Source organism: Photobacterium sp. (genome assembly GCF_057456235.1).
This window is the reverse complement of the sequence record NZ_JBVCPH010000005.1, coordinates 217,794-239,888: the sequence shown is the minus strand read 5'-3', so window position 1 is coordinate 239,888 and position 22,095 is coordinate 217,794. Positions and strand designations below refer to the sequence as shown.

Sequence of the window (22,095 nt, the reverse complement as noted above, 5' to 3'; positions counted from 1 at the left end):
GCTTATTTTCCTTCCTCTGCGATTATCTCTGCTTGTGGTGCTGGCTCTTTGTCCCCTAATGAGCGGTAGCCATCGGCGTTGCTACAGGCTGTTAATACAAATAGGGCCAACAGGGCGGTATATAGGTCTTTCATACTCGGTCTCTCCAGTCTTTTGCTAGCAGATTGAATTTACGCATGCGATAGTCGAGCGAACCCTTCGAGAGTTTTAATGCTTGTGCGACTGCACGAAGGTTGCCTTGATATTTGCTTAAAAAGTGAGTCAGGAGCTGGCGTTCAAAGTCATCAACCTGAGCCGTAAAACTGTTGCCTTCTTTAATGGGCTGTGAGGTTGTATGGTGTGATTCGTCTTCACAAGACGCCGGTAAGCTTTGCAGTTCATAGGCAAAAAGCTCCGGTGTGATGGCACCTGAGTTTTGCGAAATAATTAAAGCGCGATCGACGAGGTTTTTAAGTTCCCGTACGTTGCCGGGAAAGCTGTAGCTGAGCAGAATAGCTTCTGCTTCTTCTGTGAGTATTGCTGGTGGTGTTTGGTGCTCTTTGGCATAGGCATGAATAAAATAGTTCGCTAGTAAAACCGCATCTCGATTGCGGGCTTTTAAATTGGGCAGGGCGATTGGAAATTGCGCTAAGCGATAATAAAGGTCGTGACGAAACTTACCTTCGGAGATCAATTTGTCTAAGTGTTGATGCGTGGCTGCAATAATACGAATATCGATAGGAAACGATTGGGTCGAACCAAGAGGCCGTACTTGCTTGTCTTCCAGTACTCGCAATAGCTTGGCTTGAAGCTGCAATGGCATATCACCAATCTCATCGAGGAAAACAGTCCCTTTATCGGCAGAGCGAAGTAATCCCGGGTAATCCTTATTGGCCCCGGTAAACGCCCCTTTGTGGTAACCAAATAGCTCGCTTTCAAGCAGATGATCTGGGATGCTGGCACAGTTTTGGATACAAAAAGCTTGTGTCCGACGGCTACCGCTTTGCTGGATTGCTCTGGCGACCAGTTCTTTACCGGTGCCAGTTTCGCCTGTTACCAAGACATTACGATTAATGTGAAGTGCCTGAGAAATCTTAAGGCGCACTTTTTTTATGGCATCACTGTCACCCACGATGCCATAGTCGCTTGGGATTGGCGGAGACTGTTGTTGAATTTTGAACAGTGCGGACGCGGCTTTGCTCAGCGAACGCATTTGTAATATCTTACTTAAAGCCACGCCATTAAGTGATTGAACAGCCGGTATGTCGTTGCTATCGATTTCTTCTGCTTGGTAGATAGCAAGAACACCATTAACCGAACTGTTTTCATCTTGCGTATGTAGTGGCAACAGCAGGATGCAGCCTTCGTTCAGGGTGTAACGCTCAGAGGAAGTAAAGAGGATATGCCGTAATGTCTCATTACACTGGCTATACCGCATTTCGATATGTTTTCTCTCTGTGAGACAGAGCGTTAGAGCATTGTCAGCATCATAGTCAGTATCTGAAAGCGTCGGGGGGTTAATCTCGATGTCGACACCGTCGAGGTTCGCTCTGGCTGTTTTAATCAGCTCACCTTCAGGCTTCAGCAGAAAGCATTGAACCGACGCCGCCTCGGTAAGCTGTCTCACTGATTTTAGCCAACAGGTCAGAAGACCGGTATGGCTGGTTTGTCGCTCAAGCATGTCGAGTGCTGAAGCGAGGGATTGCGTGTAATATTGAGCGTGAGCAGTGCTCATTCTGCCTCCTTAAACTCGCAACAAAACTGGCCGTTTTCATCTTGGCCCAAGTGAATACTATGCAATGGTGTGTTGGTTGACATGGCGGTAATTATTTGGGCCGAGAGGGTCGGTTTCAGTTGTCCGTTGATCAGGGCATCAATATTGCGGGCACCGGTTTCGGTCAGGGTACAGCTGGCTGCGATGTGGGAAAGCACCTCATCATCGAAGGTAAAGGCAATATTCTGCCTCGCCAACTGTTCACCAAGCTGGTTCATGCGAATTTCAGCTAATTGCGCTAACGTGTCTTGCTCCAGCGGGTAAAAGGGCACGATGTTCATTCGTGCCACGAGGGCCGGCTTAAAGTAGTGGTTGAGCGTTGGGCGGATCGCCGTTTTTAGGGTTTGGCTATCTGGTCGCTGCTCTTCACAGAGTCGGGTGATGACGTCAGAGGCAAGATTTGAGGTCATGATGATCAGGGTCTGGCGAAAATTAATTTCGCGTCCTTCGCCATCATTGACAATACCTTTATCAAAAATCTGATAGAACAGATTCATGACTTCCGGATCGGCTTTCTCCACTTCATCGAGCAAAATAACCGAATACGGACGCTGACGCACGGCTTCGGTTAATACCCCGCCTTCGCCATAACCGACATAACCCGGAGGAGAGCCAATCAGACGGGAAACGGTATGTTTTTCCTGAAATTCGGACATGTTGATAGTCGTCAGGAATTGCTCACCACCGTACATTAAGTTGGCAAGCGCCTGAGCAGTCTGAGTTTTCCCGATACCACTGGGACCGACAAAGAGAAACACACCCGTCGGGGCGTTAGGATTATTCAGTCCGGCAGCGGTTGCCTGTACAGCCTGTTCGAGGGCGATAACAGCATCGTCCTGTCCTTTGATCTGATCTTTAAGCTGTTGCCGGATATTCAGTACTTGCTCGTTTCTCGCCTTCATTAAGGTACCGAGCGGAATGCCCGTCCAGTGTGCGATGACTTCACCAATTAAAGCCGGGCAGACTTCATAATTGACTAAGTCTGTTTGTGCTTTTAGTTCGGCAAGCTCGCTTGCTAAGCGTGTCTGGTGTTCAATTTGTGCCTGTTTATCTTCATCACTGACAGTATTGATGGTTGAACGGATATCAAGCAGTGCTTGGGCAAGCTCGGTTTGCTGGAGCCAAAGCATTTCCAGCGCAGCGTATTCGATTTGGCTGGTGGTCAGTAGCTCTTGAAGCGCTGCTATTTGCGTCGGATCTTTTTCGAGTCCGGCTTCCTGATCGCGCAGGTGAGACTGCAATTCACGCTCGGTGATCGCGATCTGGTGCAGATATTTTTCTAATGGCTCAGGTTTGGAGCGCAAGTTGATTTTAACTCGAGCACAAGCGGTATCGAGCAAATCGATCGCTTTATCCGGTAGTTGGCGCCCTGTCAGGTAGCGTGCCGATAATTCCGCGGCGGCACTGATGGCATCGTCACGAATGTACACGCCATGGGCTTCTTCATAGCGGCTTGCTAAGCCTCGTAAGATGGTGATGGCCTGCTCAACATCAGGTTCATCGACTTTTATCGGTTGGAAGCGACGGGCTAATGCCGGATCTTTTTCAATGTATTTTTTGTACTCCGACCAGGTTGTGGCGCCAATCGTGCGTAACTCGCCTCTGGCAAGCGCGGGTTTTAACAGGTTTGCGGCATCGTTTCCGCCAGCTTGGCCACCGGCACCAATGAGGGTGTGGGCTTCATCAATAAAGAGAATAATAGGAGTTGGACTTTGTTGTACTGCGTTGATCACCGCATTTAAGCGCCGTTCAAATTCACCTTTTATACTGGCACCGGCTTGCAATAAACCAAGATCAAGTGAGAGCAGGCTGACATCTGCGAGAATGTCCGGCACTTCACCTGCCGCTATTTTCAATGCCAGTCCTTCAACCAGAGCAGTTTTTCCGACACCGGCTTCACCGACGATCATCGGGTTGTTTTTTCGGCGGCGAGCCAGAATGTCAATCATTTGCCGGATCTCCTGATCACGACATAGCACCGGGTCGATACGATGGTCTCTGGCAAGTTGAGTATAATTGGTGGTGTAGGCTTCCAGCGTCTCGTCGCCGTCAACCTGACGAGATTGCTGTTGATGCGCTGTTTCAATTAAACCCAGCAGTTGGTTTTCCAGTTTGTCTGCTGGGATCTGGTTTAAAACTTCAAAATACGGGGCATGTCCGTATCGTCCCGGGTTTGTCAGCAGCGCGAGCAGTAAGCAACCAGAGAGAATTTCTTGCTGTTTGAGCTGTAAGGTGGCAAACAGGTATGCCTCTTGTAACCATGCGATTAATGCTGGTGATAATACCGGGTGCAGGGTCTCATTGGTTGAGATTTTACGTCCATGTTGCAAGGTTTTAACCAACCCATTTGTGGATAGTTCAAACTGCTGGCAAGCGTTATTCCAAAAGCTTTTCGGATTATTTAGGAGTGCTAGAATGACATCTTCACACAGCACTTCTTGCCCACCGCGTGATACACATAGCTGAGCCGCTTGCTCCAATGCCTGATGCGATTCTTTATCCAAGGCTTTGATCAATTGTTGTAGCTCTACGTTTAACATAGTGTGTTTCCTGAAAGGGTAATATTGCTCTCATTAGGTTTGGAACCTAGCCAACTCGTCCATCCAAGACGACATTCATTGTCGGTTTGAATTTTGAGTGGTCGAGGTTCGCCCTGTTGAAGGTGAAGCTGAATATCGAAGTCCATCGGATCTTTTACCGCGAAGCGAACGAGCTGATGTAAGGTGAGCCAATCTGGCTTTCCTTCAAGAAAACGATGGAACTGCACCCAAGTGAGTTCGCGGATATGGATCCGGAATTTGTTGGCGCGATCACGGATGGTTTCACCTAAGACGGTTGTTTGGCCTAAGGTATTATTGACTGTGCCAAGTTGATTTTTCTGGCTCGGGTGGATCGCGCAGTAACGTAATGTGCACTGTTCAATATCAATTTTTGGTAACTGAAAATAGTAACGAAGTGTGGCTTCTATAGCGGCGGCTGAACGTACCCGTTGATTGAGCAGCCCGAGATATGGCAGTAACCTGACCCAGTCAATATTGTCATTGGTTCGTAATGTCTCATCCTGCAGGCCGAGTAGTGAGAAGGTGTAGTTTGAGAAGGGATCAGATGCGCCGCTTCGAAATGATGCGTTATACCGATATTTCTTCCAGATTGTATGGAGCAAGCGGTGAATACGATGATGAAAAATATCCAGAAAGTTCTGAATCGCTTTGGACTCGTTATTAGAGACGTAATCACTGTAATAGCTGGGTAATGGCGAAGAAGCGCCAAACAGTGCGAGTAAATTCAAGGTAATCGTGGTCCGGTATTGCCCGTATTTGTCGGTATAGGCCTCAACGCGATCTATATCACTGGCAGCAAAAGCCTGTGACGGATTGGCGATGAATTGAATGCGTTCGTAAGCCTGATCCTTATCGAGTTCCGGGTGCTGCTCCATTAGCCAGCTACAGATTTTATCAATCGCCTGAATGACGTTGAAACGTCTGATATCACGGTCAAACTCAATCAGATCACGGGTTGTTGACCGACTCGCACTGGCCATGAGTAGTCTCCTCCTTCGGTACTGTGGACTGAAAGCATGTTGAATGCGTTGATGCTGGCGTAAAGCGAAAAAAACTCGTTAAGCACGGCTGTGAACAGGTAGAGCTCTCCCTCACAGAGAAAATGTTTGGTATCGAGCGTTAAGTGAGTATGGGTCCCCCGCACAGGTAACCCTTTAAGCAAGAGATCGACGGGGTCTGCCTTGATATTTTTAATGCCATCAAGCAGGTGGCGGGTTCTTTTGGCTTTTGTATCATCCTGATTTCCCGGGAAGTCATAGGCTTTAAGGATTTTTTTTAGTGCTTCGGGTTTAGTCAGAGATACATAGTTCAGCGACATATTGGAAATTAATGACCACAATCCATCTTTTTCAAATGGCGGCGCATATAAAGGCGTGGGCATGGTAATGTTCTTAAATGTTGTAAATTCAGGCGATGAGTCGGTCATTTCGCAAATGCTGCCCAGAGGCAGTGATTGGGGGAGTTGACCATTGCAGGCAGTGACCGAGACTGAAACGGTGATTGCGCGATAGGTGGTGGTTTGTAGGTTGAACGACAAATAGGTATCAATCTGGCGAGTCACAATGTTAGGTGACTGTTTGATACTGTAATAACTGCCTTTACCATTTTGCGCATCGTGTTCGAATGATTCAAAGTCATGAAAGGTAATTCGACCTTGCTGCCCTGGCTGCCATCCCGTTACGCTGTTGATTCCAATCACAATGCCGCTGGCTTTATGGTCAGTTACCGGAGTTAATTTATAAAGTGTTTTACGGTGGTCAAGCAATAGAGGCGACGTATCGGTATCAAAGATATTAATAATAGGGGTACAAAATAAAGTCGCTTCAGCACGATCAGGATAAAACTGGCTAAGTGGCAGTTGATCAAAATGAAAAGAAAACTCGACACATGTACATTCACCAGCGAGCTCTGCTGTCCATAGCGGCAATGACGTCAGGTCGATATACTGAAACTTTTCCGGATAACAGAAAAACTCTTGAATATGGCGATAGCCCATAAAAGTATTTAGCGGATAATCAATAAGCCCTTCTTCGCCGGCAAAGCCAACTGGTTTTATGGATGTTGCCGGTAGCCCTGTTTGAGTGATGACTTCTGATTCGGCGTCTAAAAGGCGGTAGTCAATGTGTTTGCAGTGGTTTAGCAGCGCAAGGATCAGATTCAGGCAGGTTGCTTTGTCTCCTTGGAAATGAAACCGTAATTGATTGAGATTGATCGCCTCAATTTTTGCACCATTTTCAAGCATTAAACGGATCGTATAGATCCCTCCATCTCCTGTTGAGTTATATTGTGTCGATGCAATCGAGAGTGGATATATTTCGGTTTCGAAACAGGTTTTGAACTGGCAACTCACGTCCTCGACGGTTTCGCTTCGAACGGAGATGCCCCGCGGGATCAGTTGTTTCTGATTCAGTTCAGCTTTTGGAGTAAAGGCAAGTGTACTGATCGCCGGCGTAGGGCGAACATAGTTTGGCCATAGTAAACGCATAAGCGAATGGGTAAGCTCTGGCAGTTCATCATCAAGGCGCTGGCGCAGACGTCCGGTTAGAAAGGCAAAACCTTCAAATAATCGTTCAACATCAGGGTCTTGACCCTGCTGGCTAAGGTAAGGTGCCAGTGCAGGGTTTTCATCAGCAAACTCTTTGCCAAGTTCACGGAGGGCTGCCAGTTCACTCAGGTAGTAATGGTTGAAGTTCATGAACATTCAACCCGGCGACGGTCATGATTATTCAAGTGTGTCGAAAAAGAAATGCAGTCTGTGCTGCCATTGATCATTACATTACCTTCAATGTTAAAGGTAAGGTTAAGCGGATTATTGACATCGCCAAGGTACTTTACCGAGGCTTCATGCAGGCGAGGTTCAAATTGATGAATAACACGTTCTATTTCACGTCGTATATGCTGGATAGCGTCAAAAGGACTCATATGCTGGCTATTGAGATCAGGCAGTCCGAGTTGAGGCACGGTCATCGCTGAGCCCTGACGGATCCCGATTAATTGTGATATGTGCTGTTTAATCGACAGGCAAAGTGCATCGATATCCGATAAGTGACGGGTATGTTCTGCCTCGCCTGACAGGCGATCAAAAAGTCTGTTTCGCATATTCATTTCACCTGGCGGAGCCTCGTCATAGCAACAGACGAGGCAAGTACATTAAGGTTTTGCTACAAGTAACGTTATGGATAAATATTGCCGTCCGAATCGAGTTTTCCGACCAGCGACAGCGTGAAATCAGCGCCCATATATTTAAAATGAGGGCGAACCGCTAAGCTCACGCGATACCAACCAGGATCTGAAGCAACATCTTCGACACGGATACTGGCTGCACGCAGAGGCCGACGACTACGAACTTCTGCCGGTGGATTTTCCTGATCTGCAACATATTGGCGTATCCATGTGTTCAGTTCAGATTCCAAATCGGTACGTTCTTTCCAACTGCCAATTTGTTCGCGTTGAAGTACCTTTATGTAATGGGCAAGGCGGCTGATGATGAATAAATACGGTAACTGAGTCCCCAGTTTGTAGTTCAGCTCGGCGCGTTTGCCTTCATCGGTATTGCTGAATACTTTTGGTTTTTGCACTGAATTTGCCGAGAAAAATGCTGCATTGTCAGAACCTTTACGCATGGTAAGAGCAATAAATCCTTCTGCCGCTAACTCATATTCACGACGATCGGATATGAGCACTTCTGTTGGAATTTTGGTTTCAATGTCGCCCATGCTTTCAAAATGATGCAGTGGCAAGTCATCGACGGCACCACCAGATTGCGGACCAATAATGTTCGGACACCAACGGTAGTTGGCAAAACTGGCGGTAAGCCGTGACGCCATTGCAAAGGCTGTGTTACCCCATAAATAATGTTCGTGTGTTTGTGAGACATCTTCTTGATAGTTGAACGCTTTTATTGGGTTTTCTTCTGGGTCGTAAGGCTGCCTCAATAGAAATCGCGGTAACGTTAAGCCAACGAAACGAGAATCTTCTTGCTCACGGAAGCTTTGCCATTTGGTGAACATCGGACTTTCGAAATGAGCACTGAGATCTTTTAGATCTGGCAGGCCTTCGAATGATTCCATCCCAAAAAACTGGGGCCCGGCAGCTGAAATGAATGGCGCGTGTGACATTGCAGCGATAGAGGCAATATTCTGCATGGTTTTGATATCTGGCGCGGAAGGCCCGAAGTGGTAGTTACCGATAATCGCGCCGACGGGTTCACCACCAAACTGACCGTATTCAGCCGTATAGATGTGCTTATACAAACCGGATTTTGTAATTTCTGGCGCATCTTCAAAATCTTCAAGCAGATCATTTTTAGAGATATTAATGATCTCGATTTTATTGTTTTCACGGAAGTCGGTACGATCAACAAGCATTTTCAGGCCACGCCATGCTGATTCGAGTTGCTGGAATGCCTCATGGTGGAGGATTTCATCAACCTGCTGGCTTAAACGTTGATCGAGTTCGGTGATCATTTTGTCAATTAACGCTTTGTTGACACCACCTTCTTGATTATTGGGTTTGAGTAGCTCTTGTATAAATGCGCTAAGACCGCGTTTTGCGATGTTGTATGTTTCATCATGCGGATTGATGTTAGTTTTTGCGACAATTTGATCAAGTAAGCCGTTTGATGTTTCAGTTTGGGCTTCTGGTGCGACTGCTGCTTCTGCCATGCTTTGTTACTCCTTGCTCTCTGAAAGGCCAAGTTCATTCAGTAGTTTTTTACGTGCAGTCTCATCAACCAACGCTTGCTCTATTGCTTTGCGGAAGGAAGGGACGTTACCAAGCGGACCTTTAAGTGAAACCAGTGCTTCACGTAAATTCATCAATCCTTTCAGCTCAGGAACTTGTTCAACAATGCTCGCCGGATCGAAATCTTTCATGTTTTTGACTTTAAGTGAAACAGGGATATCGGCATTACTGTCTTCACCGTCCTGAAGCGCATTGTTAACATTAAAGTTAAGACTAAGCTCTTGTTTTTCTAGAACATCATTGAAGTTGCTTTTATCAATGCTAATTGGTTGGCGATCCTCCAACTTTCGATCATCACTACGCTGGGTAAAGTCACCTAAAACCATGACCTTAAGAGGTAGTTCAACATCTTCCGTTGCCCCATTACTGGCTGGTTTGAATGTAACGTTGACACGTTCCTTGGGGGCGACAGAGGCTTCTTTCGACATGGTATCTCCTTGATAATTAAATGTTTAAAATTCTAATGGGATTAAGACTGCAAAGCCTCTCACTAATAACCTGTATCTGCTCCGGATCCTGTTCCTTGCCTGGTCGTTGTTGCAGACTACTGAGCCAAAGCGCCAGTAATCGCTCCTGCAGTACTGGCTCCCAAGTCGCTAGATGTGACGACGTAAAACGGGTATCGAGTGAATGTAAAATTGAGCATGCAAGATCAAACCGACGTGAATATATAAATAACTGGGCTTGAGAGAGTTGCCAGAAGAACTGTTCACGTTGTGAATATGCCTGCTGCCAACCTTGAACAAGTGGTGCAACAGCACCGCTGATCCCCAGTTTTTTTAACGATGATTTAGCTTGTTCCAGAGCGAGATCCCATGGCATCTCCGTGCCGGCGATAAGATGATGTTCAGCCGGTATTTCGCTTGCGTCACCCGGTTTAGTTCCTTGTTGTGAAAGCCAGTCTTGTGTCTCAATACTCGCAAATGGGATCCCATCATCAAATGTCAATTTGGTTAAATTCGGATTTTGTTGAACAAATGCAGTAACTTCTCGGCACACCACTTCAGCCCCCTCTGAGTTTCCAAGAGCTTCTAAGCTTTGCCATGCCAGATAGTGGCCATCCAACCAGAATGGCGCTTTAGTTAAACTTATCTCTAATTCTGTCAGTAATTCGCTGTATTTTTGGTCGTTAAACAGATTGTCATAGTGTTGTGTTTTACTTAATGGAACTGGCTTTAAAGGCGTGGCACCGTCGAGGTTTCCTTTTGGAGCTTGTAAAATGTTCAACCAGGTCAAGGTACGATTTAATTTGTATGCTCTTGAATCACCAATTTTTTTTGTTAGCCAAAAGTGAGATATTTTGCGAGAAATTTCCTGTATTTGTCGCAGTGCTTTATTCGCATCCTCGTTGCTGGATATTTCGCAATCTTGAGATTGCCGCTGCCCCAGAGTTGAACCGATATTTATCGTTTGAGTTACAGCTTTTGTTTCTTGTGTATTGGTTTTTTGCGTGTCAATGGCGATGCGTCTGAGTGCTGTTTTTGCCTTTTTTATTAATGGTAATAAGCCTGGAACCTCATTTGGATATAAGATTTCAATCATTTCATCGGTGTGGCTAAACACCTCGATTGCAAGCTCCAGGTCTGATTTCGAGGCTTGTTCGAGGTATTTACCGAACTCAGTGTCGATAAATGTTATGTAGTTAGTGACAACACCTATTTGCGTCCTTTTTCTCAAAGGATAGGCTAGTTCTCCAAATGCTGAAAAAAAGGCCCCAAGAATTCTGACACCTGAAATTAATCCTTTCAGGCTGGCGTTGATTTTATACTCTGATCTTAGATACCAGTTTAATAGTCGGTAATCTTTTGTCTCAGATTGTAATAAAACAGATGTTTGATTTTTTATTTTTTCCCAGTCGCTATAAGAGCCTGAATATAAGCTATTATCTTTATTGACTTCATTCTCAATATTTTCGAAACGTTCATCATATTTAAGATCCGTGCCAGCCTTATCGCCATCGGTAAAGGGCGATAAAATAATATTATCGAATTCCATATGTAATTATAAATTTTAGCTGAAAGTTATTTTGATTCTTTAATCCTTTAAGTGTGTGCAATGCTATTGCATATGGCAGGGCTCTGTAAAGACAATTCTCTCCGCGGTGTTTTTGTTTTTATTTCTTTTATTACAATGACTTGGTTTGTTTTTGTTTGGTGGTTATTATTTAAATGGGAAGATAATCAAGAAGTTTGGAGTTATATCACAGCAATGGATGTTGAATGAAAATGTAGAGTGAATCTAATGATTTTGTTATTTCCATGAAAGTGATAGTTGAATAATTAATGACTTTTAATTGATGGTTTTGTTTTTATTATCTCTTAAGGTTACATTTATATTTATGGGTTTTTTAGATTTTATGGTTAAATTTTTTGTGTAATGAACTCTATTTTAATGAAGCTAAAAGTCATTTTACGAAGTCGTGGCGATTCAGTTTTAGCTGGATTAGTGTTCGCGATGATGGTTGAGGTTAGTCTTGTTTAATACCGTATATCATAAAGCCACCATTCGGTGGCTTTATAGTCGGGCGGGGCATAGAGAGAGTTTAGGGAATTACTCCTCCCACTGGATCAGCTTGTCTTTTGGCCAGTTGGCTCCTAAGTCATGGTATTTTTTCTCTAAGATATGACGTTTGATCTTAAGCGTCGGAGTGAGTATGCCATTCTCAACCGTCCATGGCTCTTTTACCATCAGTACCCCTTTGATTTTCGCATGGGATTCCAGTTCGCTATTAATGGTTTCGATTACTCGTTGGATCTTATGTTCATAACGGGCAGGGTCGAAGTGAGGGAACTCATGTGGGATCGCCAATAAGATAGGGAAAGGCATACCAGAGCCTATTACACACATTGTTTCAATGTTGCTCAATTCGAATAAGCGTTTTTCAATGGGAACGGGGGCGACAAACTTACCTTTGGCTGTCTTGAAGTTGTCATTAATACGACCTTGAATGGTGAGGTAGCCGTCTTCGTCAAGAGAGCCAATATCACCGGTATGTAACCAACCATCTTCATCGAAAATTTCCTTGGTCGCTTTTTCATTTTTGTAATAGCCAGAAAACAGGCCGAGACTGCGAACAAGGATCTCGTCATTAGAGGCGATTTTAATCTCGACCCCAGGACCAGCATTACCGACTGTGCCAACTTTGTCACTGCGGAACGGGTGGTTTATGGTGCTGTAAGCAAAATTCTCGGTCAGTCCCCAGGCTTCGGTGATATTCAGGCCGATGTTTTCATACCAGCGTAATAGAGCAGAGGATACAGGAGCCGAGCCACACCCGAGCATACGTGCTTTATCTAAGCCTAAACCTTTAGCGAGCTTGCGTTTGATAACACCGGAAATGAACGGGATCTTAAGCAAAATATTCAGTCTGGCTTGAGGCAGCTTATCTAAGATACGCTGCTGGAACAGCGTCCACAGCCGAGGGACTGAGATAAAGAGGGTAGGTCGGTACATTTTGACATCTTCGATAAAGGTATCGAGCGATTCAGGGAAGGCGACCTGAATCCCCGCCATGACTGATGTACCGAAGACATAAACGCGTTCAGTAATATGGGCTAAAGGCAGGTAAGAAAATAGTCGTTCGCCATCTTGCATGCCGATATGGTCAACCAGGCGTTGTGTCGTCCAGGCAAATGAACCGTAAGTCAGCATTGCCCCTTTAGGCAAGCCTGATGTACCTGATGTATAAACAATCGACATCAGGGCATCTTGAGCATGTTTTGGACGTTCTTCACTTGGAGGGGTTTCAGTGACGAGTGTATTAAATTTGTGGGTGCACTCCGGGGTTCCGGGATAGGAGAAAGCTATCGTTGGAAGGCCGGGATATTTAGCCAATACGGAGTCAATTGCTTTCGTGTCGTCAAGTTTACCGATAATGAGCACTTTAGATCCACTATGCGTGGTGCAATGTTCGATCGTATCAGGGCCTGCTGTTGGAAAAATGGGAACACTGATATAACTACCCAGCATGAGTGCAAAGTCAGTAATAAACCATTCAGCACAGTTTTTTGACATTAATGCTACCCGATCGCCGGGCTGGATCCCCATATTGCGTAGAGCGCTAACAAGACGAAGTGCTTTATCGGCTACGTCGGCATAAGTGAAATCAACGAATTTTCTATCAATAATCTGTCGCAGATAGACTTCATTCGGACGTTCTTTGGCCCATTTTAAAATCATCTCGTGAGGTAATGGTTGAGCCATAAGTGTCTCTCTTAAGCGTTCCGTGGGCAGAGGTAAAGTCATATTAGTCCCATCCTTGTGGTGTTATGATGCTGTTAAAGTAAAGGCTCTAAGAACTGACCCGTCAAGTTTAAATTTTGACCAGATTTCATGCTATTAGTGGAGTAACACCCCAGCCATGTTGGTGATGTTGCGCCATCTGCCCGAAATACAAGGGAAAATTTAAACGCTTATATTATTTTTTGTGCTCAATGACGAGCTTTTGAAATAATTGCATATGTTATCACCATGTTTCATATGTGTTGAGGTAAATGTGCCGTTGGTTTGTTTTGATGTTCGCTTTCTGGACATTGACCACACCAATCTCATTTATGATTCTGGGATACAATCGTACTTTTAGCGAAAGAAATATCATTTTATCTTGGCTCTTTTGTTTTTTATTGGGATGACTTTATAAAGACGGTCAGTGACGCTCCTTTTTCAGCCTCTCAACCACTCAGCCACGATGATCTGTGCTAGGCAGTTACTATGACGTGAAACGAAAGCGGCGGTGACACTCAAGACGACTCTCAGCTTGAGGTGGTTTGGGGATGGTTGATTTCTTCAAAGTATGATGTGGGGCGAGTATTTTGTTATCTTTTGGCTTTTATTCAGCTTGGCGTATGGAAAAGATGATAATAATGATCGGAACGCTGGTTAGCGGAATTGTATTTTGTGATACTAGTCAGACCAGACTGACAATGAAACCGTTACAGTAGCCTTTCGGACTATTTGCTTGAAAGTGACATTGTTGATAAAAAATTTAAGATCAGAGTCTATTCATTATGCCGAAGCGTAGTAAAGAAGATACAGAGAAAACGATTCAGACGATCATGGATGCAGTGGTCGATCAGATACTAACCTTGGGTTATGATAAAATGTCATACACCACGTTAAGTAACCAGACAGGGATTTCACGTACCGGTATCAGCCACCACTTCCCTAAAAAACAAGACTTCTCTAATGCGCTGGATGGACGTATTTTCTCTCTATTTGTTGAAAGGTTAGAATTGGAACAAGACCTTGATGCATTTGTAACCAGCTGGGTTGAGGCTCTGAGGGATGAAAAATTCTGTGCTATATTACGCTTGTTGTTCCATCATATTGTGACGGCAGATACGTCCCATGAATTTGCATCGCGTGGTATTGATCGCCTGTACAGTCTCTGTCAGGAACGTTTCGGTGAAGGCTGTGGAAAAGAGCTTGAGTGGTTGTTTGGTAAATCGCTAATAAGCCTTGCTTGTTAAGCTAACAGAAGAACAATATGAAAGCGGTCTGTATTATTGCAGGCCATTTTTAATCCATAGTGCTTCTATTTTCTGTCATAGATTGTTGCTTGATTGACTCAAACAATTTCTTTCCGATAGGGTGTTAACTTTTCTTTTTAAAACGCCTCACCCCTTACCTATCTTTTTATTCTTATTTAAGTTATTGAAATTTAATTAAATATATTAATATTCTAGTTTCAATAAGGTGATTGAAAGGATGGATATGACGCTTTGCACTACTTCGTCTCTATTGTTAAGTTGAATTTTAGAGTTAAAACTCTAAAATAGCCTTGAATCAGCCAAAGATAAAGGCTTATAAGGGTTTAACAATGAGAATAAAGCCACGAGTGGCAAAGCCGTTTCTTGCTGCTGTTTTAGTATTATCACCGGGCCTTCACGCGGCACCGGTGACTTTCGCTGAAGCATGGCAGGCGGTCGTTACCGGCAATGATGCATTAGCTGCAGAACGAGCCAATGTTGAGCGAGCTGGGAACCTGCAAGATGCGGCCAGCGATCTATATCTGCCGCAGCTGAGTGTTTCCGCTAACTATACGCGCTTAGATAAGCCGATAGAGATCGCCCCTTCAGATTTATTAGGGAGTATGCCTGCAGGCGGTGCGATTGCGGCTAACCCCAAATTGCAGCACTTATTGCAATCAGTAGGGATCAATCCTGCTGACCTAGATCGACAGTTCACCTCTCAGTTAACAGATCGCGATATATTTACCAGCTCGATTCGTGCGATATGGCCGATATTTACCGGCGGTCGAATCACTGCGGCGCAAGATATCGCCAAAGGTCAGACGGAAGAAGCGAAGCACTTGCTGGCAATGAAGCAGCAGGCAACGTTTGAAGACTTATCCAAATTTTATTTTGGTGTCGTGTTAACCGAGCAGGTGCTGCAAACCCGTATCGATATTGAGCAAGGTCTGCAGAAGCATTTAGATTATGCCAGGAAGCTAGAGCAGCAAGGGCAGATTGCCAAAGTTGAGCGTCTCCAAGCTGAAGCCTCTTATGATAAAGCTCGTGTAGAGCGTCAGAAATCGGCGCGTGATATGGAAATAGCTCAAGTTGCGTTAACCAAATTATTAAAACTGACTACCCCTGCAATGCCATCCTCTGGTCTGTTTACCAATGAATCCTTACCGCCAATGACGGCATTTATTGATAAGACGCTGGCTGACTATCCCGGCTTACATATTCTCGACGCCAAGAAAAAACAAGCGAACGGTTTAATTGATGTCGAGCAGGGTAAGTATTATCCGGAAGTGTTTTTGTATGGCAATTACAGCCTTCATGAAGACGATACTCTTGCTGCGAAAACAGCCCCAGACTGGGCGGTCGGGGTTGGCGTCAGCATTCCCCTGCTAGATCGTTCAGGCCGTTCAGGCAAAGTACAGGCTGCTCATAGCGCGGTCAAACAGGTGAACTACCTGCGTGCCCAGGCCGAGCAGGATTTATCGGTACTGGTTGAGAAAACCTATCGAGAAGCGCGTCAGGCGCTGGAAGAGTACGGCGGACTGGCGTCAAGCCTGACGCTGGCCAAAGAAAATGTTCGGTTGCGTGAAAAAGCCTTTAGCCAGGGCTTATCTACATCACTTGATGTCGTTGACGCTGAAATGTTTCAGGCGGGTGTCAAAATTCAGCGACTGGCGGCTGCTTACCGATATGTGATTTCACTGTCGCGCTTGCTGGCGTTAAGCGGTGAGATAAACAGTTTCAATCAGTATCAACAATATCTAGGTCTAGAGGTTAAATAATGAGTAAGTTTAAGTCACTCGCTGTGGCCATTCCCGCGGCAGCGCTAGTCGGTTGGGTTGGTTATACCTTCTGGCAGGCTTACCAGCCTCAGCCTGAGCGTATGCAAGGTCAGATTGAAGCTCAGCAATACAGTATATCGTCGAAAGTACCGGGTCGTATCGATCAGGTACTGGTAAGAAAAGGCGAGCAGATCGAACGTGGGCAACTGATTTTTACGCTGCTAAGCCCGGAACTGGATGCCAGACTGGAACAGGCTAAAGCTGGCGAACAAGCGGCCGGGGCAATGGCGGCACAAGCAGAAAATGGCGCTCGAAGCCAGGAAATTGAAGCCGCCCGCGATCAATGGCAGAAAGCCAAATCGGCTTCTTCTTTGATGGAGAAAACATACAAACGGGTTGATAACCTTTACAAAGATGGTGTGCTCGCTGAGCAGAAACGTGATGAAGCCTACACTCAGTGGCAAGCTGCTCGCTATACCGAACGTGCTGCGTATCAGATGTTCGGAATGGCACAAGAAGGTGCCCGCGTGGAGACTAAGCGGGCCGCGAATGAGAAAGTACGTATGGCGGCAGGGGCGGTTGCTGAGGTCGAAGCTTACGCGGCTGATACCAGGGTCGAGAGTTGGCACAACGGTGAAGTGACTCAGATCTTGCTGCATGATGGTGAGTTGGCGCCTCAAGGCTTTCCGGTTGTCAGTGTCATTGACATGAAAGATGCGTGGGCTGTTTTCCATGTCCGTGAAGACAAGTTAACAGCCTATAACCAGGGGGCAGAACTGAGCGTCTCTATTCCTGCTCTGGGCGATGAGCGCTATCCGTTTAAAGTGAGTCATGTTTCCGTGATGGGGGATTTTGCAACCTGGCGTGCTACCGATGTAGCGCAAGGCTTTGATATGCGAACCTTTGAAGTTGAAGCTCGTCCTTCGCAGCCAATAGACGGCCTGCGAGTCGGCATGAGTGTGATAGTAGAGTAGAGATCCCATGGCGTTAACTCCACAGCTCCAACGTGAGTGGCGAATACTGACAGCTGATGGTTGGTTGAAGGCATTACTGTTTTGGCTCCCTGTCGTCTTGTTTGTCTCGATTTGGGCCATTTTTTCTGCGGGCATCGCCCGGGATCTGGCGATTGGTGTCGTTGATCTTGACCATAGCCGGATGTCTCGCGGACTGGTGCGTTACTATGACGCCAGTCCGACTCTTGAGGTGACACAGCAGTTTCATTCGGTCGCACAGGGCAGTAAGGCACTGCGAAATGGCGATATTTACGCGCTAGTAGTGATCCCTCATGAGCTAGAAAAAGAGACCATTCTAGGGCGAGTCCCAGATGTGACGGCGTTTTACAACAGTCAGTTCCTCTTGATTGGTAAGTTAATAAACTCTGCAATGAATCAGGCCCAAGGAACCTATACGGCAGCCATTGATACAGTAAAAAATATGGCGGATGGTGCACCGGTTCCGCGCCTGGCTCTGGGGCAGGCGGTGCCGGTTCGCAGTCAGATCACGCCGTTGTTTAACAGTAACAACCACTATGGTCAGTTTTTAGCATCGACAGCGATACCGGCTATCTGGCAGATTGTGATCGTGGCCACCACGGTACTTTCCATGGCCGCAGAGTTCCGCCAGCAGGGGATCCAACCTTGGCTGGCCGCTCATCCGGTACGAAATCTGCTTGCCAAATTAGCACCTTATACGGTCTTATTTTTGGTTCAGGGGGGGCTATTCCTGTGGGGCTTGTATGGCTTACTGGAATGGCCAATGCGGGGTAGCTGGTTGATTTTAATGTTTGCCCAGTTAACGATGGTGATTGCCTGCCAAAGTATGGGAGCGCTTTTCTTCATGCTGCCACTGGACACTACTCGTGCAATGAGTTTAGTTGCCGGTTTCACGGCCCCGGCTTTTGCGTTCATGGGGATCACCTTTCCAGTCAGCGATATGCCGCTTCTGGCGCAATTATGGCGAGCGATGTTGCCTGTGAGTCATTATATTGAAATTCAGATTCAGCAAGTGAACTACGGCGCGTCGTTGCTGGCGGTAATACCTCATCTCGCAGCGCTGATGGGTTTCACTCTGGCACTTGTTCCGGTGATGTTTAAAGTACAGAAACTTGCACGCTCTGAAGCTCGAGACAGAATGCGAAGTGAGCCCGGACGATCTGAACTTGAAACTGGAGATCTGAAATGAATTGGCGCGCATTATTGAAGTTCGAGCTGAATGCGGTATTCACCAACCCGGCACTGTTATTTACCGTGTTTGGCGGGGTGATCATTTATTCGTTTTTGTATCCTCTCCCATACACTCAGCAACTGCCACGGGAGCAAGCTGTGGCAGTCGTCAATCTCGATAACAGCCAGTTGAGCCGGGAGCTGGAACGGATGGTCGATGCGACGCCACAGGTGAAGATCACCCAGCACGCATACAGCCTCGACCAGGCTAAGAGATTACTTATTAACGGTAAAGTGCAAGGTTTATTGGTGATCCCTGATAACTTTTACTGTGATTTATTATTGGGTAAAAGCCCGACCTTGGCTTATGCCGGCGATGCGGCTTATTTTCTGGTCTACGGCACCATCGTGGAAGGGTTAGCGACAGCGGGTGGTACGCTGGGAGCTAAAGCGAAGGTATCTCGAATGGTCATGTCAGGAGATAATATTGCCCTTGCCTCAGAGCAGTCTTCAGCCATGACGTTGAATATGCGACCGGTATTTAACCCGACCATGGGCTATATCAATTACGTTGTACCTGCGGTATTCGTCTTGATCCTGCATCAGACGTTATTGATTGCCGTTGCTTTACTCGGGGGCGGACAGAATGAATACCGTCTGCAGGGGCTAACGGGATACTGGCTACGCTATCCTGGATGGCAGGTTATGGTCGTGCGTGCGGCGTTGTTTGTACTGATATACTTGCCATTGGTGGCCTATTACTTTGGTTACAGCTTTTCAAGCAACCAAATTAACCGTCTGGCATCAATATCCGATCTGATTGCTATGACCATTCCCTTCTTGCTGGCAGTGATTTTCCTTGGAATAATCATTGGTCAATTGATCCCGCGGCGTGAATTGGCCACCTTGATCGTCCTGCTCAGCTCTTTCCCGTTGATTTTCTCCGCCGGATTTATCTGGCCGGCATCAGCGATTCCGGCTCCCATTCATGCCTTGGCTCAACTGGTACCGTCAACGCCTGCAATTAATGGTTTCCTGAGGTTAAATCAGATGGGAGCCAGCTTTGAGCAAGTGATTAATTGGTGGGGTCAACTATGGCTGCAGGTCTTGGTCTACGGCTTGATTGCTGCAGGTTTGATGTGCCGCACTCAGGGTAAGTCAGAGCCTGTTACGCTTTAGACTTTAATGACAAACGGCTAAAAAGCGCCACATTCTTTAATTAGAATCACTGGCGCTTTTTCCGTCATGCCCTTATGGCTTGCGTTGATTTTGAATTATTGTTGTTTCGCAGCCTGCTCGGCAGCCATCATCTCTGTCCAGGCTTCTGAGCCATAGAGTGGAACCGTTGACAGTGAATGCTTGTAGCTACCCTGAGTTTCCTTGGTAGAGTAGGATAGGTACATCAAAGTTTTGCTATCTTTATCATAAATACGACGGATTTTCAGGGTCTTAAACAAAATACTCTTCGAAGCTTTAAAAACCACTTCACCGTTTTTTGAGGTGTCGACGTTTTTCATCATGTCCATGGTAATAAAGCCGGTTTGCCGGCAAGCAATTCCCATATCAGAAGGGTCGGCTAAATCGAGATTTCCCTGAACATGGCTGATGTGGCAGGTTACCCCCGGGATTTCCGGGTCGGTGAAAGTCTGGATTTTAATATCTTTAGTGGTGAATATGCCTAAGCTTACATCACCCACTTCATCATCTGAGCAGCCAGCTAACAGGGCTGTTGCAGCCAGTAATCCCACTAATAATAGCGCTTTTTTCATTTGATTCTCCAAGTCTGTAAGGGGGGACTTATACTTTAAAACGTTTGAGCATTCATCAGCTTATACTATTTTAACAAAAAAAGGGGGAAGCATTAGGATTCACCAAGATTCGCTGGAAATAGCACTCATTGCTGTACTGCTATGAATTGATGTATGGTGGTATTTTTTAGTCTCGCTAACAGTACAAACGCTGAATAAAAATCCGTCATAGTTTCATATTATGATGAAAGGTTTTATTTGGTTTTTAATTAGGTTGTTGATAATAAATCCTTTTTTTTGCCTGTAAACAAGTGAGAGTGATACGGTAGAGTGATGAAGGTATTTTTTATTGAGAAAAATAGTCATTTAAACTTTTCTTTAATAAAAAATACACATAGGATGATAATTACAGCACGTTACAAAGAAAATGTATTAGCGGAGTATTTTTACACATAAATAGAATCTGGAGGATAAGATGTCAAATATCATAGCTTTTCCAGTAAAAGAGCAGCCAAGAGAGCTAACGCAACTCGAACAAATTGTCGAGCAAGAGCTGCTTGATATCGGTGCCGACCACCAAATGGCAAGAGTGATAATTGAGCGGATGGAAAAATTTTTATCACTGGCGTCGTTTGAGTTTGGGATGAGTATGAAGGTACCAAAAGAGTGTGTAGAAGAAATGCATAAATCTGTATTCCCGGCAATTTCACAAATGGAAGTTAACATCAAAGATGCAATGGGCGAATTGCTGACGGAGCGGGTACTTCATGAAATTCAGCTTTATCAATTAGAACAGCAAGCGTGACCAATTATATAATCAGCATCAGCCACTAGAACATGGCAATTATGGACATTTAACATGGAAAAACCACTGCATTTTGGCAGTGGTTTTTCATTTTGGCTAACAGATCCAGTCAGTCGTCGTCGGCCAGTCGAAGCTACCAACTTGGTAACTCTGCGTGAGCCTCGGTGTTCTTAGTTTAATGTGATCTATTGTTACAGCTCGTCAGCGGCAACCTCGCCAGGCATAAAGGTCAGGATGTGTTGTTCAGAGGTTAACGTGAGAGTATCGTTTTCAAGCGCGGCATTGCTCCATTGCTGAAGAGATTTAGTCATTATCGATTCAATGGTTGCTTGGTCATCTTGAATGCAAGCCATTTTAGTGGATCCCATCGCTGTTATTCTGAATTTACTGCCATCAATTTCACCTTGGCCAAAGAAGCGGTTACAGCCTCCGAAACCTGCGACTTTTAAATCGGAATCAATTGTCATATTCGGCGCGACCCGGGGTTCTGTGATATTGCTCTCTTTCCCATCGACTTTAGTCAGCACCCAACTCCGCTGAATATTTTTTGCTGAAAAACCGCTGGGTGGATTGCTGTCGCAACCGAGTAGCGAGAATGACGCAACTATAACTGCCAGTAGCCACTTTTTCATCGTTTAAGCCTTATTCATCAGAGAATTAGTACTAATTTTAGCATATCAATACTAGCGACGACCGAAGAAGTTTACTTCACCTGAATGAAAGCGACATCTCTGATCTGTCTCAATCCCAAGGGGCTAATCTAGAAGTGGCAGAGCTGATAAGCATGTACGACACAGACAGGTGCCAGGCTTGATTGCTGAAGTATTACGCTTGGATAATTCAAAACACCAGCAGGTTGATTTTCCTGCGCTAATGTCACAGTAAGCTGGCTTACCACACTGACTACAGCTGTGTGTTGACCGAATACCTTTGATTTGATCTATTTTGCTACTGTGTTGTTTATCTGACATATGACGCCATTCTCCTATTTCGGCCATTGTGCGGAAACAGCCAATGCAAATCCCTTCATTGTTCTTACATTTTGCAATACAAGGTGTTTTCATTTTTCTACAC

Annotated in this window: 19 protein-coding genes; 6 read left to right on the top strand and 13 right to left on the bottom strand. The window is 45.5% G+C overall.

Going from position 1 to position 22,095, the window contains the following annotated elements:
* Positions 1–2: 2 nt before the first annotated feature.
* The 10 genes from AC2204_RS08095 to AC2204_RS08050 form a co-directional block, all read right to left on the bottom strand.
* Positions 3–134, bottom strand: coding sequence for a hypothetical protein (locus AC2204_RS08095; RefSeq protein WP_318925008.1), 132 nt, complete (start codon positions 132–134; stop codon positions 3–5).
* Positions 131–1,714, bottom strand: a complete 1,584-nt coding sequence (locus AC2204_RS08090) for a sigma-54 interaction domain-containing protein (protein WP_318925007.1) — start codon at positions 1,712–1,714, stop codon at positions 131–133. Before AC2204_RS08090 ends, AC2204_RS08095 begins: the two co-directional genes overlap by 4 nt.
* Entirely contained in the window at positions 1,711–4,293 is a 2,583-nt protein-coding gene (gene tssH / locus AC2204_RS08085) for a type VI secretion system ATPase TssH (RefSeq protein WP_318925006.1), read from the bottom strand. The genes AC2204_RS08090 and tssH overlap by 4 nt, the downstream gene beginning before the upstream one ends.
* Positions 4,287–5,294, bottom strand: a complete 1,008-nt coding sequence (tssG, locus tag AC2204_RS08080; protein ID WP_318925005.1) for a type VI secretion system baseplate subunit TssG — start codon at positions 5,292–5,294, stop codon at positions 4,287–4,289. Before tssG ends, tssH begins: the two co-directional genes overlap by 7 nt.
* Positions 5,258–7,009: a type VI secretion system baseplate subunit TssF gene (gene tssF, locus AC2204_RS08075; RefSeq protein ID WP_318925004.1), complete on the bottom strand. Its 1,752-nt coding sequence runs from the start codon at positions 7,007–7,009 to the stop codon at positions 5,258–5,260. The genes tssG and tssF overlap by 37 nt, the downstream gene beginning before the upstream one ends.
* Complete coding sequence (tssE, locus tag AC2204_RS08070) at positions 7,006–7,413, bottom strand: type VI secretion system baseplate subunit TssE (RefSeq protein ID WP_318925003.1); 408 nt, start codon at positions 7,411–7,413, stop codon at positions 7,006–7,008. Before tssE ends, tssF begins: the two co-directional genes overlap by 4 nt.
* 74 nt (positions 7,414–7,487) lie before the next feature.
* A complete protein-coding gene (gene tssC, locus AC2204_RS08065) occupies positions 7,488–8,978 on the bottom strand; it encodes a type VI secretion system contractile sheath large subunit (protein WP_318925002.1) in 1,491 nt (496 codons plus the stop codon).
* Between the two features lie 6 nt (positions 8,979–8,984).
* Positions 8,985–9,485: a type VI secretion system contractile sheath small subunit gene (tssB, locus tag AC2204_RS08060; RefSeq protein ID WP_318925001.1), complete on the bottom strand. Its 501-nt coding sequence runs from the start codon at positions 9,483–9,485 to the stop codon at positions 8,985–8,987.
* Positions 9,486–9,501: 16 nt separating this feature from the next.
* Positions 9,502–11,052 carry a type VI secretion system protein TssA gene (tssA, locus tag AC2204_RS08055; RefSeq protein ID WP_318925000.1) on the bottom strand — a complete coding sequence of 517 codons (1,551 nt, stop codon included), beginning with the start codon at positions 11,050–11,052 and terminating at the stop codon, positions 9,502–9,504.
* 555 nt (positions 11,053–11,607) lie between these two features.
* Positions 11,608–13,236, bottom strand: coding sequence for an AMP-binding protein (locus tag AC2204_RS08050; protein ID WP_318925038.1), 1,629 nt, complete (start codon positions 13,234–13,236; stop codon positions 11,608–11,610).
* An 827-nt stretch (positions 13,237–14,063) separates the two neighbouring features.
* On the opposite strand from AC2204_RS08050, the gene AC2204_RS08045 reads away from it, so the two are divergent.
* From AC2204_RS08045 to AC2204_RS08025, 5 genes are all read left to right on the top strand, one after another.
* A complete protein-coding gene (locus tag AC2204_RS08045) occupies positions 14,064–14,525 on the top strand; it encodes a TetR/AcrR family transcriptional regulator (protein ID WP_318924999.1) in 462 nt (153 codons plus the stop codon).
* Between the two features lie 350 nt (positions 14,526–14,875).
* Positions 14,876–16,306, top strand: a complete 1,431-nt coding sequence (locus tag AC2204_RS08040) for a TolC family protein (protein ID WP_318924998.1) — start codon at positions 14,876–14,878, stop codon at positions 16,304–16,306.
* Complete coding sequence (locus AC2204_RS08035; RefSeq protein WP_318924997.1) at positions 16,306–17,280, top strand: HlyD family secretion protein; 975 nt, start codon at positions 16,306–16,308, stop codon at positions 17,278–17,280. Before AC2204_RS08040 ends, AC2204_RS08035 begins: the two co-directional genes overlap by 1 nt.
* Before the next feature lie 7 nt (positions 17,281–17,287).
* Entirely contained in the window at positions 17,288–18,487 is a 1,200-nt protein-coding gene (locus tag AC2204_RS08030) for an ABC transporter permease (protein ID WP_318924996.1), read from the top strand.
* On the top strand, positions 18,484–19,647 hold the full coding sequence (locus AC2204_RS08025; protein WP_318924995.1) for an ABC transporter permease: 1,164 nt from the start codon (positions 18,484–18,486) through the stop codon (positions 19,645–19,647). The genes AC2204_RS08030 and AC2204_RS08025 overlap by 4 nt, the downstream gene beginning before the upstream one ends.
* A gap of 95 nt (positions 19,648–19,742) precedes the next feature.
* Here the strand turns inward: AC2204_RS08025 and AC2204_RS08020 are convergent, their stop codons facing one another.
* Positions 19,743–20,237: a CreA family protein gene (locus AC2204_RS08020; RefSeq protein WP_318924994.1), complete on the bottom strand. Its 495-nt coding sequence runs from the start codon at positions 20,235–20,237 to the stop codon at positions 19,743–19,745.
* Positions 20,238–20,691: 454 nt separating this feature from the next.
* On the opposite strand from AC2204_RS08020, the gene AC2204_RS08015 reads away from it, so the two are divergent.
* Positions 20,692–21,021, top strand: coding sequence for a hypothetical protein (locus tag AC2204_RS08015; protein WP_318924993.1), 330 nt, complete (start codon positions 20,692–20,694; stop codon positions 21,019–21,021).
* A gap of 191 nt (positions 21,022–21,212) precedes the next feature.
* On the opposite strand, the gene AC2204_RS08010 is transcribed toward AC2204_RS08015, so the two are convergent.
* Together AC2204_RS08010 and AC2204_RS08005 are read right to left on the bottom strand one after the other, a co-directional pair.
* A complete protein-coding gene (locus AC2204_RS08010) occupies positions 21,213–21,653 on the bottom strand; it encodes an META domain-containing protein (protein WP_318924992.1) in 441 nt (146 codons plus the stop codon).
* Between the two features lie 123 nt (positions 21,654–21,776).
* A complete protein-coding gene (locus tag AC2204_RS08005; protein ID WP_318924991.1) occupies positions 21,777–22,085 on the bottom strand; it encodes a DUF1289 domain-containing protein in 309 nt (102 codons plus the stop codon).
* Positions 22,086–22,095: the final 10 nt, after the last annotated feature.

What these genes read in the sequence shown, in the direction of transcription:
- AC2204_RS08025 (WP_318924995.1), top strand. Translation starts at nt 18,484, where the DNA reads ATGAATTGGCGCGCATTATTGAAGTTCGAGCTGAATGCGGTATTCACC.
- tssE (WP_318925003.1), bottom strand. Translation starts at nt 7,413, where the DNA reads ATGCGAAACAGACTTTTTGATCGCCTGTCAGGCGAGGCAGAACATACC.
- AC2204_RS08010 (WP_318924992.1), bottom strand. Translation starts at nt 21,653, where the DNA reads ATGAAAAAGTGGCTACTGGCAGTTATAGTTGCGTCATTCTCGCTACTC.
- tssF (WP_318925004.1), bottom strand. Translation starts at nt 7,009, where the DNA reads ATGAACTTCAACCATTACTACCTGAGTGAACTGGCAGCCCTCCGTGAA.
- AC2204_RS08040 (WP_318924998.1), top strand. Translation starts at nt 14,876, where the DNA reads ATGAGAATAAAGCCACGAGTGGCAAAGCCGTTTCTTGCTGCTGTTTTA.
- AC2204_RS08020 (WP_318924994.1), bottom strand. Translation starts at nt 20,237, where the DNA reads ATGAAAAAAGCGCTATTATTAGTGGGATTACTGGCTGCAACAGCCCTG.
- AC2204_RS08050 (WP_318925038.1), bottom strand. Translation starts at nt 13,236, where the DNA reads ATGATTTTAAAATGGGCCAAAGAACGTCCGAATGAAGTCTATCTGCGA.
- tssH (WP_318925006.1), bottom strand. Translation starts at nt 4,293, where the DNA reads ATGTTAAACGTAGAGCTACAACAATTGATCAAAGCCTTGGATAAAGAA.
- AC2204_RS08090 (WP_318925007.1), bottom strand. Translation starts at nt 1,714, where the DNA reads ATGAGCACTGCTCACGCTCAATATTACACGCAATCCCTCGCTTCAGCA.
- tssB (WP_318925001.1), bottom strand. Translation starts at nt 9,485, where the DNA reads ATGTCGAAAGAAGCCTCTGTCGCCCCCAAGGAACGTGTCAACGTTACA.
- AC2204_RS08005 (WP_318924991.1), bottom strand. Translation starts at nt 22,085, where the DNA reads ATGAAAACACCTTGTATTGCAAAATGTAAGAACAATGAAGGGATTTGC.
- AC2204_RS08015 (WP_318924993.1), top strand. Translation starts at nt 20,692, where the DNA reads ATGTCAAATATCATAGCTTTTCCAGTAAAAGAGCAGCCAAGAGAGCTA.
- AC2204_RS08045 (WP_318924999.1), top strand. Translation starts at nt 14,064, where the DNA reads ATGCCGAAGCGTAGTAAAGAAGATACAGAGAAAACGATTCAGACGATC.
- tssC (WP_318925002.1), bottom strand. Translation starts at nt 8,978, where the DNA reads ATGGCAGAAGCAGCAGTCGCACCAGAAGCCCAAACTGAAACATCAAAC.
- tssA (WP_318925000.1), bottom strand. Translation starts at nt 11,052, where the DNA reads ATGGAATTCGATAATATTATTTTATCGCCCTTTACCGATGGCGATAAG.
- AC2204_RS08030 (WP_318924996.1), top strand. Translation starts at nt 17,288, where the DNA reads ATGGCGTTAACTCCACAGCTCCAACGTGAGTGGCGAATACTGACAGCT.
- AC2204_RS08095 (WP_318925008.1), bottom strand. Translation starts at nt 134, where the DNA reads ATGAAAGACCTATATACCGCCCTGTTGGCCCTATTTGTATTAACAGCC.
- tssG (WP_318925005.1), bottom strand. Translation starts at nt 5,294, where the DNA reads ATGGCCAGTGCGAGTCGGTCAACAACCCGTGATCTGATTGAGTTTGAC.
- AC2204_RS08035 (WP_318924997.1), top strand. Translation starts at nt 16,306, where the DNA reads ATGAGTAAGTTTAAGTCACTCGCTGTGGCCATTCCCGCGGCAGCGCTA.